Origin of the sequence: Extensimonas perlucida, assembly GCF_007655255.1 — a bacterium.
In the GTDB taxonomy this organism is placed as follows: domain Bacteria; phylum Pseudomonadota; class Gammaproteobacteria; order Burkholderiales; family Burkholderiaceae_C; genus Extensimonas; species Extensimonas perlucida.
Window position 1 is genome coordinate 41,583 of record NZ_VMYE01000007.1, and the last position, 12,307, is coordinate 53,889.

The following is a 12,307-nucleotide window of genomic DNA, read 5'->3' on the forward strand; positions in this document are numbered from 1 at the left end:
GTAGCTTGGGCGAAGCCGTGGCCTTGATGCACCCAACTCAGCAGCCGAGGGCCGCGCAGCGCGGGGCGGGGCGCGTGCGCCATGCTGCGCTCGCATGGCTGCTGTTGGCCCTGGTGCTCGTGTCCACCGTGGGCCAGCTGCACAGGGTGCTGCACTTCGCGCCGCACGCCGGGCCAGCGGACCTGGTGGCAGCGCAGCACGCGCACGCGCCCGATGCGCGCGGCGCTGGCGCAGCGCTTGGGGCTGAGGCGGCGACTGCGATCTCGCCTGGCGCAGCCGTCGCCGAAGAAGACTTTTCTCAAGCACTGCGGCGCCTGCTGCCGCAGCACACGACGGCCGACTGCCAGCTGCTCGACCAGCTCGCGCTCGGGCAGGCGCTGCACGCAGCTGCGCTCGTCCTGCCAGCGGCGCTGCCGCCGGGCGCTCCCGCGCTGCCCTGCCGCGTCGCGCCTGTGGCGCGCCATGCCGCAGCGTTCCACGCGCGCGGCCCGCCGGCGCGCTGAATACTCCATTTGCTCCATTTGTAATAGCTTCTAGCGCTTGGTACATAAGCGCTAGGAGCCTGTCGGACTTTGGGCGTCGATAGCGAGAATGTGCCCCGGCGAGGCCAGTTTTTGCCGGATTCGCCGCCCCATAGCGGGACTATGGGGCAAGAAGCCGGTGAAAAGTGGGCCGCTGCGGCGCATTCGCAGCCGACGATTCCAAAGTCCGACAGGCTCCTAGAGGCATATTTCATTCATATTTTCGGAACGCTGTCTGCGCGGGCCATGGCCTGCGTGGTCTGGCGGCTGCGTGCCGCCTCGGCGTTCCTCGTTCTCAAAGTTTGCTTTCATGAAGTCTTCTCAAAAAACCTCTGTCGCTTTGGCGCGGCGTCCTGTGGCTCTGGCGGCAGGGCTGCTGCTGACGAGCCTCGGTCTGGCCCACGCGCAAAGCGTTCCGTCCGACGCAGCGCCTACTTCCCTGCCAGCGGCTGCGCCTGCGACTCCCCCGGCGACCAGCTCTACGGCCACACCTGCCGCGGCCCCCGCCACCGAGGCGCCCACGCTCGCCACCGTCACCGTGTCGGCCAGCGGCCTGCAGCTGGGCAGCAGCGAGCTGGCCACGCCCGTGACCGTGCTCGAAGGCGACGAGCTCGTGCAGCGGCGCGCCGCGACGCTGGGCGACACGCTGGACGGCATGCCGGGCATCAGCGCGAGCCACTTCGGCGCGGGCGCGAGCCGCCCCATCATCCGCGGCATGGACGGCCCGCGCGTGAAAATCTTGAGCGACGGCTCCGAGCTGCATGACGCCTCCACCGTGAGCCCCGACCACGCGGTCGCATCCACCCCTTTGCTCGCGCGCCAGATCGAGGTACTGCGCGGCCCTTCGGCGCTGCTCTACGGCGGCGGCGCCGTGGGCGGCGTGGTCAACGTGCTCGACGACAAGGTGCCCACGGCCATCCCCGAGAAAGGCTACACGGGCAGCGCCGAGCTGCGCGCGGGCAGCAACGCGCGCGAAAAAGCCGGCGCATTCGCGCTCACCGGTGGCGCGGGGCAGCTCGCGCTGCATGTCGAAGGCGCGGCCAACGACGCCCAAAGCTACCGCGCCGGCAGCGGCTGGCCGCAAGGTGCGCGCGTGCCCGGCAGCTACCAGCGCGGCGACACGGGCAGCGTGGGACTGTCGTGGATCGACACCGACGGCTACCTCGGCGCGGCCTACACGCGCCAGACCGCGAAATACGGCCTGCCGGGCGACGACGCGGCGCATGCGGACTGCGGCGCCGAGGGCAACCGCCTGGTCTGCCCCGCCGACGCAGAGCCGGCAGAAGCTGCCACCGACGCCACCGCGCCCATGGTCGATCTGCTCAGCGAACGCTGGGACCTGCGCGGCGAGCTGCGCAACCCGTTTGCCGGCGTCGCCGCCGTGCGCCTGCGCAGCGGGCTCACACACTACCGGCACAACGAGATCGAGGACGGCGCCATCGGCACCACGTTCAACAACCGGGCCTACGACAGCCGCATCGAGCTCGAACACCTGCCGATCGCGGGCTGGCGCGGCCTCGTGGGCCTGCAGCTCGGGCAGCGCGATTTTCGTGCCGACGGTGAGGAGTCGTACATCGAGCCCACGGCCACCCACAAAATCGGCCTCTTCGCGCTCGAAGAGTACCGCTGGCGCGACTGGCGCTTCGAAGCCGCGCTGCGCCACGACCGCCAGAGCGTGGAGGCGCAAAGCAGCGGCATCGAACGCGAGCACCACGGCACCTCGGCTTCGCTCGGCGCGGTGTGGAAGTTCACGCCCGGCTACGCGCTGGGCGCCTCGCTCACGCGCGCCGTGCGCCTGCCCACGGCCGAGGAGCTCTACGCCCAGGGCCTGCACTTGGCGACGCGCACCTATGAACGCGGCAACGCCGATCTGCGCGCCGAGACCGCGCAAAACATCGACCTGAGCCTGCGCAAGATGGCCGGCGACACCACCTTCGAGCTCAGCGCGTTCCGCAACCACATCGCCAACTACATCTACGGCCGCACCGTCGATGAGCTCGGCGGCTTGCAACTGCTGCAATACAGCCAGCAAGACGCGACCTTCACCGGCTTTGAAGGCCAGGTGCGCCAGCGCCTCACGCGCCACCTGGGCCTTACGCTGCGCGGCGACGCGGTGCGCGCATCCCTCGACGACGGCAGCCGCGTGCCGCGCGTGCCCGCCGCGCGCGCGGGGCTGCGCCTGGACGGCAACTGGGGCCCTTGGCAGGGCTACACCGAGTGGCTGCAGGTGGCGCGCCAGGATCGCACCGCCGCCTTCGAGACGTCCACGCCGGGCTACGGCATGCTCAACGTGGGCCTGAGCTACGGCGGCATGTCGAGCGGCGCGTTCGGGCAGCGCTGGCAGCTCTACCTCAAGGCCAACAACCTGAACAACCGCCTGGCCTACGCGAGCACCTCGTTCATCAAGACCGCCGCGCCACTCATGGGGCGCGACATCACGCTGGGCTTGCGCGTGGAGTTTTGAGGCCGCCACCAGGGCTTGACTTCGGGCCTTCGCACCGCCGCGCAAGCCCTCTATACTGGCGCGCCATGAAACACATTTGGTCAACCACAAGGGGACCGCTTGCATTGCTGCTGCTGGCGCTGTGCGCGGCTTGCGGCAGCCGGCCGATCTATGAAGATGAGGAGTTCAAAAAGGACTCCCCGTACCAGCGCACCTACGCCTCCGGCGAGCAAGAGGCTTGCGACGCGGCGCAGCGCGCCCTTTTGAGCCAGGGCTACCGCATCGATGAGGCCAAGGACACGAACATCCATGCGCACAAGGAGTTCCAGCCCGAGGAGGAACTCAACGCCGTGCTCGACTTCCACGTGATCTGCAAGTCATCGAGCAAAGGTGCGACGGTGTTCGTGAACGCCATCGAAACCCGCTACAAGCTCAAGAAAGTCTCGGGCGGCGCCAGCGTGAGCGTGGCCGGCGGCGGCATCTCGCTGCCCTGGAGCAAGAGCGCCGACTCGCTCGTCAAGGTCTCGAGCACCACGGTGACCGAGAAGAAGTTCTACAAGCAGTTTTTCGACCTGGTCTGGACCTTCATCGACAAGTGAGCGTCAGCGTTCGCGCCATGCTGCTCTTGGCGGCCCCGCCAGCTGGCGTGGCGCAGTAGAAACCGGAGGCCGTTCCTCAAGGCGCCAGGCGCTCGCGCACCCAGGCGCCAGCCTCCTGTCTGTAGCGCAGCCGGTCGTGCAGGCGGCTCTTGCGGCCTTGCCAAAATTCCCATTGCTCGGGTTTCAGGCGGTAGCCGCCCCAATGCGGCGGGCGCGGCGGGCGCAGCAGGAACTGCGCGCCGTAGCGCGCGGCATTGGCCAGCAGCACATTGCGGCCCGGGATCACCTGGCTTTGCGGACTCGCCCAGGCACCTATGCGCGAGTCCAGCGGGCGGCTGTGGAAGTAGGCATCGCTTTCTTCCTCGCTGACCTTCTCGACCACGCCCTCGATGCGCACCACGCGCTCGAGCTCGACCCAATGAAACTGCAGCGCCGCGTACGGGTTGCCCGCAAGTTCACGGCCCTTGCGGCTTTCATAGTTGGTGAACCATACGATGCCGCGCGCGTCGTAGCCCTTGATCAGCACCACGCGCGTGCTCGGGCGCAAATCGCTGCCCACAGTGGCCACCGTCATGGCGTTGGGCTCGGGCAACTGGGCGTTGAGCGCCTCCTTGATCCATTGGTCGAACTGCAGCAGCGGATCGGCATGCGAGGCATCTTCACTAAGCTCTGCGCGCTCGTAGCTTTTGCGCAGATCTGCAAGAGAGGCGGGGGTGTGGGTCATGCCGGGCATTGTGCCTCGTTCGGGTGGGAGCAGAAAAATCGGGGTCAGATTCCAATTACGTCCAACTACCCCATCCGATCCACCCGCTGCCCCTGCACCGCGCGCAGTTGTTCGGGCGTGACGCGCTCGGGGGCGATTTCGGCCAGGGGGACGAGCACGAAGGCGCGCTCGTGCATGCATGGGTGCGGCAGGGTCAGGGTGGGGGTGTGCAGGTGCAGGTCGCCCCACCAGAGGATGTCCAGGTCCAGCGTGCGCGGGGCGTTGCGGTAGGGGCGTTCGCGGCCGGCGGCGTGCTCCAGGTTTTGTAGGGCTTGCAGCAGCGCTTGTGGGCTCAACGTGGTGAGAATTTCGGCCACCGCGTTGACGTAGTCCGGCCCGGTGGCAGCGATGGGGGCGCTGCGGTAGAGCGACGAATGGCGCAGCAGGCGCGTGCCGGGCAGGGCGGCGATGGCTTGCAGGGCCTGGCGCAGCGTGGCGGCGCAGTCGCCGAGGTTGGCACCTAGGGCTATGCCGGCAGACACGGCCTCCACGATCTCCGTCGCTGCCGCTGCGGGTGATGGCGCTGCGGCGTCCATGGCGGCGTTATCAGTGTTGTCGGTGGGTGGCGGGCTGGGCATGCCGGCGGAAATTGCTCAGCGGGCATCGATCAGCGGGCATCGGGCGCAGCGTTCGGCGCGGGGTCGGACGCAGCCGCGCTCGCGCTGCCGGGGACGTTGGCGCCAGCGTCTGAGCCAGCGTCTGCGTCGATTGCCGCATCCGCCCCGGCCTCTGCGCCTGTACCTTGCGCGGGGGACTTGCGGCGGCGGCGCCGGCGTTTTTTCGGGGCTTGGTCTGCGTCTGCGGCTTCGTCGGCGGTAGGCGCAGTCGCCGCTTCCGCGCCCGTGGGTGCGCCGTCCGCGCTCAGTGCATCGTCTGCGCCTAGGAGCCTGTCGGACTTTGGAATCGTCGGCTGCGAATGCGCCGCAGCGGCCCATTTTTTACCGTCTTCTTGCCCCATAGCACCACTATGGGGCAGCGAATCCGGCAAAAACTGGTCTCGCTGGGGCGCATTCTCGCTTTCGACGCCCAAAGTCCGACAGGCTCCTGGGGCGACGGCTGCGGGCGCTGCAGGTGCGGCGCGCCGGGGTTTGGCAGGGCGTTTGCGTGCTTTTTCCTGGCCTTTTTGCTCTTCGCGCGCCTGCGCGATCAGGTCGGCGCGGCGCTCGTCGTCGGCGGTTTGGAAGTCCTGCCACCATTCGGCCAGGGCTTCATCGACTTCGCCCACGTCGGCGCGCAGGCGCAAGAAGTCGAAGCCGGCGCGAAAGCGCGGCTGCTCGACGAGGCCCAAGGGCGTGTTGCCGGTGCGCTTTTCGAAGCGCGGCTGCATGACCCAGATTTCGCGCATGTCGGCCGCGAGTTTGCCGCGCCCGGACACGTCGCCGATGCGCCGCTCGAACACTTCGTCGATGGCCTCGTGCAGCGCGGGCAGGGGGTGCTGCGTGTGCAGGCGCTGCTGCCAGGCCGCACGCACGTCGTCCCAGAGCACGCAGGCGAGCAGAAAGCTCGGCACCACGGACTTGCCTTCGGCCACGCGGCGGTCGGTGTCGAGCAGCGCGGCGCGCACGAAGGGGGTGTCGGCGCGCTCCACCACCATGTCGAGCAGCGGGTAGATGCCGCGCGCGAGCCCGAGTTTGCGCAGTTGTTCGACCGAAGCGATGGCGTGGCCCGTTTGCAGCAGCTTGAGCATTTCGTCGAACATGCGGCTGGGCGGCACGTCGGCGAGCAAGGGCAGCGAGGCTGCGAGCGGTGCGGCGGTCTGCGGCGCGAGCGTAAAGCCCAGTGCGCTGAGCTTGGCGGCAAAGCGCACGGCGCGCAGGATGCGCACGGGGTCTTCGCGGTAGCGCGTGGCGGGGTCGCCGATCATGCGCAGGAGTTTTTTCTTCGCGTCCTGGATGCCCTGGTGGTAATCGACGACGATCTGTGTCTCGGGGTCGTAGTACATCGCGTTGATCGTGAAGTCGCGCCGCGCCGCGTCTTCTTCCTGCGGGCCCCAGACGTTGTCGCGCAGCACGCGCCCCGAGACATCGACGGCGTGCTGCACGCCCGCGAGCGCCTGGCGCGAGCTTTTTTCGTTGCCGCTGACCTGCTCGGCCGCGGCGCTGTCGAGGTAGGCGCGGAAGGTCGAGACTTCGATCACTTCGTGCTCGCGCCCGCGCCCGAACACCACGTGCACGATGCGAAAGCGCCGCCCGATGATGAAGGCGCGCCGAAACAGCTGCTTGACCTGCTCGGGCGTGGCGTTGGTGGCCACGTCGAAGTCCTTGGGGCGCAGGCCCAGCAGCAGATCGCGCACCGCGCCGCCCACGATGTAGGCCTCGAAGCCCGCCTGCTTGAGCGTGTGCACCACCTCGGCGGCGCGGCGATCGACCAGGCTCGGGTCTATGCCGTGCACGCTCGCGGGCACTTCGGCGCGGCGGCCGAAGGAGGGCTTTTTCTTGGCTTTGGCGCTGCCAGCGGGGGCTTTGCCGAGCAGCTTGTCGATGAAGTTTTTGATCATGAGGCGAACAGGTCCAGAATGCGCCAGCCGCGCTCTTGCGCGATGGCCCGCAGGCGCGGGTCGGGGTTGGTGGCCACGGGGTGGGCGACTTTTTCGAGCAGCGGCAAGTCGTTCATCGAGTCACTGTAAAACGTGCTTTCGATGTCACTCCAGCCCCAGCCGCGCGCGGCCAGCCATTGTTCCATGCGCTGCACCTTGCCTGCGCGCAGGCAGGGCACGCCCTCGATCTCGCCGGTGATCCAGCCGCTGGCGTCGCGCGCCAGGCGCGTGGCGAGCAACTCGGGCACACCCAGCGCGTCGGCGATCGGGCGCGTGACGAATTCGTTGGTCGCGGTGATGATGAGCACGTGCTCGTCCGCCGCCTGGTGCTGGCGCAGCAGCGCGAGCGCCTCGGGCCGGATGGCGGGCGCTATCACCTCGCGCATGAAGCGGGCCTGCGCGGCGGCGGCCTCCTGCGGGCCGCGCTCGCGCAGCGCGGCGGTGGCAAAGCGCACGTAGTCGTGGATGTCCAGCGTGCCGGCCTGGTAGTCGGCATAAAAGGCGTCGTTGCGGCGCAAAAATTCGTCGCGGTCGTGCCAGCCGATGCGCACGGTGAATTCGCCCCAGGAATGGTCGGAGTCTATGGGCAGCAGTGTATGGTCCAGGTCGAACAGCGTGACGCGGGGGCGGGACGGGGGTGTCATGCGCGGGTCAAAGTTGGTATGAAAAGAAGAGCTGCTTGCGCTGTATCAGAGCGCCTCCAGCATGGTTTTGAGCAATGGAATCGTGACGGCGCGCTGGGTGCGCAGGGCAAAGGCGTCGAGCGCGTCCAGCAGCTGCATCAGGCTGCCCAGGTCGCGCGAAAAGCGCTGCAGCATGAAGTCCAGCACCTCGTCGCTCAGGCGAATGCCGCGCGCCGCGGCCTGCGCGCGCAGCACGGCGCGGCAGTCGGCCTCGCCCAGCGGCTGCAGCTGGAATACATGGCCCCAGCCCAGGCGGCTGCGCAGGTCCTCGCGCAGCGGCAGGTCGGCGGGCGGCAGCGCACCCGCCGCGAGCACCCAGCGCGGGCTGCCGCTCGCGGGATGCAAGGCGTTGATGAACCAGTTGAAGGCCACCGCCTGCTGGGCGCTGTCGTAGGAGTGCACGTCGTCGAGCAGCACGGCCGTCCAGCGCGCGTCGAAGTCAGGCGCAGTGGCGCTGTCCGCAGCCAGCCAGCCCACGCTCGCGCCGCGCTCTTGCAACTCGGCGCGCACAGCTTGCAGCAGATGCGTTTTGCCGCTGCCGGCCTCACCCCACAGGTAGGTGGGCACGGGCGCTGCAGATGCAAGCATCAGGCGCAAATGCTGCAGCGCCGCTGCGTTCGGGCCGGCGTGAAACTGCGCGAGCGAGGGCGACGGGGCCAGGCCCAGGTCCAGTGCCAGTTGCTTCATGGGGAGCTTCATCGTGCAGGCAGCGAAGGGGAGGGGGCGATGGCCGATGGCATGCGGGCTTGGGACGGGGCTGGCTTGGGGGCGGAGGTGGCGAAAGTGGCTGTGGCGAGCAACAGGCCCGCTGAAGGGAAAAGCGGCCGGGTGGCCTGACCGGCACCGTAGAATCGGCGCGAATTTTAGTCTGCTGTGCACGTTCGCCCGTGCTGCCCTGCCATGAGTGCTGTTGATCCTACTGCCACCCCCCTGTCGTACAAAGACGCCGGCGTCGATATCGCCGCCGGCGATGCCCTCGTCGAGCGCATCAAACCCCTGGCGCGCAAGACGCTGCGCGAGGGCGTGCTCGCCGGCATAGGCGGCTTTGGCGCATTGTTCGAGCTGCCCAAGCGTTACCGCGAGCCCGTGCTCGTGAGCGGCACCGACGGCGTGGGCACCAAGCTCAAGCTGGCCTTCGAGTGGAATATGCACGACACCGTGGGCATAGACCTGGTGGCCATGAGCGCCAACGACGTGTTGGTGCAGGGCGCCGAGCCGCTGTTTTTCCTCGACTACTTCGCCTGCGGCAAGCTCGACGTCGATACCGCAGCGGCCGTGGTGGGCGGCATCGCGCGCGGCTGCGAGCTTGCGGGCTGCGCGCTCATCGGCGGCGAGACGGCCGAGATGCCCGGCATGTACCCGCCCGGTGAATACGATCTGGCCGGCTTTGCCGTGGGCGCGGTCGAAAAATCGCAAATCCTCACGGGCCAGAACGTGCAGGCGGGCGACGTGGTGCTGGGGCTGGCCTCCAGCGGCGTGCACTCCAACGGCTTCAGCCTGGTGCGCAAGTGCCTGGAGCGCGCCGCCGGGCGGCTGCCCGCAAGCCTGGACGGCAAGCCTCTGCGCGCCGCCCTCATGGAGCCTACGCGGCTGTACGTGAAAAGCGTGCTCGCTGCGCTCGCGCAGCACCCGGCGCAGGGCAGCCGTGGTATCAAGGCGCTCGCGCATATCACGGGCGGTGGCCTGCTCGAAAACATCCCGCGCGCGCTGCCCGACGGGCTCGCGGCGCATCTTGAGAAGGGCAGCTGGCCGCAAACCGAGCTCTTTGCCTGGTTGCAACAGACTGCGGGCATTGACGACGTGGAGATGAACCGCACCTTCAACAACGGCATAGGCATGGTCGTGATCGTGGCCGAGGCCGACGCCGATGCCGCCAGCAGCACGCTGCGCGCCGCAGGCGAGCAGGTGTACCGCATAGGCCGCATCGCAGCGCGTGGCGCGGGTGCGGCGGTGGTGGTGGTTTGAGGGCCATGGCCCACACCAGCGGCCTGGTGCGGGCAGCGCGCATGGCCGTGCGCTTTTGACGCTTTTGCATCACCGTGGCCGATTCCGCCCCCCGCGCCGTCCGGATCGCCAGTTACGTGCTGATGGCGGGTGCGCTGCTGCTCATCATGCTGAGCCACCTGCTGCCGGGCCTGCTTTGCGTGTGCCTGGGTTTTTTGGGTACGCGCTGGCTCAGTGCGCGCCTCGGTCGGCTCATGCGTTCGGGCACGGCGCCGCGCCTTGCGGCCGCCGTGGTCGTGCTGCTGCCGCTGGCGCTGCTGGGCGTGGCTTTCCCGTACACGCGCGGCATGCTGCTGGATGCACCCGCGCAATACCGTGAGCTGCTGGCCTTTTTGGCGCGCACCGTGCTCGAGCTGCGCGAGCGGCTGCCGGCCGACATCGCGAGCCAACTGCCTGAAGGCGCGGCAGAGATACAGCGCATCCTGGCCAACTACCTGGGCAGCAGGGCGGGGAGCCTCGCTATTACCGGGCGGGCCTGGCTCGCGGGCCTGGTGCACGCCATCGTCGGGCTGATCGTCGGCGCGCTCGCCGCAAGCCGCCCGCCGGTGGCCGCGCTCAAGCCGCTGACGGCGCAATTGCACTTGCGCGTGCAACTGTTTGGCGACACGTTTCGGCGCATCGTGGTCGCGCAGTTCTGGATCGCGCTGGTCAATACCGGCCTGCTGGCCTTGTTTCTTTTTCTCGTGCTGCCACTGTGGGGATACCACCTGCCGTATGCGATGGTGTTGATTTTGCTGAGCTTCGTGCTCGGGTTGATCCCCATCGTGGGCAACCTGCTCTACAACGCCGTTTTGACCTTGGTGGGCCTGTCGGTTTCGCCCATCGTGGCGCTGGCCTGCCTGGTGTTTCTGGTGGTCATCCACAAGGCCGAATACTTCATCAACGCCAAGGTCGTGGGCCAGCGCACGCAGCTCACCGTGTGGGAGCTGCTTGCCACCATGTTCGTGCTCGAGGCCTTGTTCGGCCCTGCGGGTCTGGTGGCGGCGCCGCTGTTTTATGCCTACTTGAAGCGCGAGTTGCAGGCGGAGGATTTGGTATGAAATATGCTGCGAATGCCCATCCACAAAGCATAGGAAGCTATCAATTTGATACTTTTGCAGCTGGCGCCTGCGGCATCGCGGTGAGCATCTCGCGGGCGTGCGCGAGCGTGGTTTCGGTCAACTGCGCGCCGCCCAGCATGCGCGCGATCTCGGCTACGCGCGCGCTGCCCTGCACCTCGGCCACGCTGCTGTAGCTGCCGTCTGCGGCGCGCTGTTTGACCACGACGAGGTGGTGGTCGGCGCAGGCTGCCACCTGCGCGAGGTGCGTCACGGCCAGCACCTGGCGCGCGCGCCCCAGCTGCTGCATGAGCTGCCCCACGGTCTGCGCCACGGCCCCTCCGATGCCGGCATCGACCTCATCGAATATCAAGGTGCCGGCAGAGCCGAGCGCACTCGTGGTGACTGCGATCGCGAGCGAAATGCGCGACAGCTCCCCGCCCGAGGCCACCTTGCCCAAGGGCCGCGGCGTGGCGCCCGGGTGCCCCGCGACGAGGAATTCCACCTCGTCGATGCCGTGCGCCGTGGCCTGGGCCGCGGGTTGTACGCGCACTTCGAACAAGCCGCCGGCCATGCCCAGCCCCTGCATGGCCTGTGTGATGGCGGCCGACAGGCGCGGCGCGGCCTCGTGGCGGGCGGCCGAGAGCGCCTGCGCCGCCGCGCGGTAGGCTTGCGCGCTGCGCGCTTCGGCGGCCTCGAGCGCGGCGAGGTCGGCAGCGGCATCGAGCCGCTGCAGCTCATGCTGCCACGATTGCAGCAGTGCCGGCAGCTCCGCGGGCGGGCGCCGGTAGCGCCGCGCGAGCGCCAGCCACTGTGCGAGGCGCTCGTCGAGTTCGGCCAGGCGCTGCGGTTCGAGCTCGGTGCGGCCCAGATAGGTCTGTAGCGAATGTTGCACGTCCGCGGCGAGCGCGAGGCAGGACGCCAGGATTTCTGCGAGGTTGGCAAATTCCGGTTCGAGCTCGGCCAGCGCCTGCAGGCGCGTCTGCGCTTGCGCGAGCCGCCTCTGCGCGCCGGCGTCCTCGTGCTCGAGCTGTGCGAGCGCCGCACCCGCCGCATCGATCAGCGCCTGCGCGTGCGACAAGCGCCGGTGCTGCGCCTCCAGCGTTTCCCATTCGCCCTCTTGCGGCGCGAGCTTTTCGAGCTCGTCGATCTGCCACTGCAGCCGCTCGCGCTCCGCATGCAGGCTCTGCTGCGCCGCAACTGCGGCCTCCAGCGCCTGCACGTCGGCGCGCCAGCGCGTCCAGAGCGCGGCGACCTCGTGCGCGCAGGCGCCCGCATAGGCGTCGAGCAGACCGCGCACCGCATCGGGCCGCATCAGGCTTTGCCAGGCGTGCTGGCCGTGGATGTCGAGCAATTGCTCGCCGAGCTGGCGCAGCTGCGTGGCCGTGGCGGGTGTGGCGTTGATCCAGGCGCGGCTCTTGCCCTGCGCGTCTATGCTGCGGCGCAGCAGCAGCGTGTCTTCGGCGTCGAAGCCGGCCTCGTCGAGCCAGGGGCGAAGTGCTGCGGGGCAGTCGAATTCGGCGCAAATCTCGGCCTTGGCCGCGCCCTCGCGCACCACGCCCGCGTCGGCGCGCGCACCCAGCGCGAGCTGCAGCGCATCGATCAAAATGGACTTGCCCGCGCCCGTTTCGCCCGTGAGCGCGGTGAAGCCGGGCTGCAACTCGAGCTCTAACGCGGGCACGATCACGAAGTCCCGCAGGGTGATCCGCTTGAGCGCCATG

General features: G+C 68.7%; 10 protein-coding genes and 1 pseudogene. 5 read left to right on the forward strand and 6 right to left on the reverse strand.

What is annotated here, in order from left to right:
• Positions 1-26: 26 nt before the first annotated feature.
• The 3 genes from FK527_RS08020 to FK527_RS08030 all read left to right on the forward strand — a co-directional run bounded on the left by FK527_RS08020 (position 27) and on the right by FK527_RS08030 (position 3,563).
• The gene (locus tag FK527_RS08020) at positions 27-503 is read left to right on the forward strand and encodes a hypothetical protein (RefSeq protein ID WP_425460427.1); all 477 of its coding nucleotides are present in this window, start codon (positions 27-29) and stop codon (positions 501-503) included.
• Positions 504-831: 328 nt separating this feature from the next.
• The gene (locus FK527_RS08025; RefSeq protein ID WP_144732190.1) at positions 832-2,985 is read left to right on the forward strand and encodes a TonB-dependent receptor; all 2,154 of its coding nucleotides are present in this window, start codon (positions 832-834) and stop codon (positions 2,983-2,985) included.
• A gap of 65 nt (positions 2,986-3,050) precedes the next feature.
• On the forward strand, positions 3,051-3,563 hold the full coding sequence (locus tag FK527_RS08030) for a DUF2242 domain-containing protein (RefSeq protein ID WP_144732193.1): 513 nt from the start codon (positions 3,051-3,053) through the stop codon (positions 3,561-3,563).
• A 76-nt stretch (positions 3,564-3,639) separates the two neighbouring features.
• On the opposite strand, the gene pdxH is transcribed toward FK527_RS08030, so the two are convergent.
• The 5 genes and pseudogenes from pdxH to hda form a co-directional block, all read right to left on the reverse strand.
• Positions 3,640-4,287 carry a pyridoxamine 5'-phosphate oxidase gene (pdxH, locus tag FK527_RS08035; protein WP_144732196.1) on the reverse strand — a complete coding sequence of 216 codons (648 nt, stop codon included), beginning with the start codon at positions 4,285-4,287 and terminating at the stop codon, positions 3,640-3,642.
• A 65-nt stretch (positions 4,288-4,352) separates the two neighbouring features.
• Positions 4,353-4,862 (reverse strand): 2-amino-4-hydroxy-6-hydroxymethyldihydropteridine diphosphokinase, encoded by a 510-nt coding sequence (gene folK / locus FK527_RS08040; RefSeq protein WP_144732453.1) that lies wholly within the window; start codon positions 4,860-4,862, stop codon positions 4,353-4,355.
• Positions 4,863-5,365: 503 nt separating this feature from the next.
• Positions 5,366-6,823: pseudogene (gene pcnB / locus FK527_RS08045) on the reverse strand (polynucleotide adenylyltransferase PcnB); the annotation flags it as partial.
• Positions 6,820-7,506 carry a histidinol-phosphatase gene (locus FK527_RS08050; protein WP_144732198.1) on the reverse strand — a complete coding sequence of 229 codons (687 nt, stop codon included), beginning with the start codon at positions 7,504-7,506 and terminating at the stop codon, positions 6,820-6,822. The gene FK527_RS08050 and the pseudogene pcnB, both read right to left, overlap by 4 nt.
• 45 nt (positions 7,507-7,551) lie before the next feature.
• Positions 7,552-8,232, reverse strand: a complete 681-nt coding sequence (gene hda / locus FK527_RS08055) for a DnaA regulatory inactivator Hda (protein WP_144732201.1) — start codon at positions 8,230-8,232, stop codon at positions 7,552-7,554.
• A gap of 213 nt (positions 8,233-8,445) precedes the next feature.
• Between hda and purM the strand changes: the two genes are divergently transcribed.
• Entirely contained in the window at positions 8,446-9,510 is a 1,065-nt protein-coding gene (gene purM / locus FK527_RS08060) for a phosphoribosylformylglycinamidine cyclo-ligase (RefSeq protein ID WP_144732204.1), read from the forward strand.
• A gap of 122 nt (positions 9,511-9,632) precedes the next feature.
• Positions 9,633-10,589: an AI-2E family transporter gene (locus tag FK527_RS08065; protein ID WP_144732456.1), complete on the forward strand. Its 957-nt coding sequence runs from the start codon at positions 9,633-9,635 to the stop codon at positions 10,587-10,589.
• A gap of 40 nt (positions 10,590-10,629) precedes the next feature.
• On the opposite strand, the gene recN is transcribed toward FK527_RS08065, so the two are convergent.
• On the reverse strand, positions 10,630-12,306 hold the full coding sequence (gene recN, locus FK527_RS08070) for a DNA repair protein RecN (protein ID WP_144732207.1): 1,677 nt from the start codon (positions 12,304-12,306) through the stop codon (positions 10,630-10,632).
• Position 12,307: the final 1 nt, after the last annotated feature.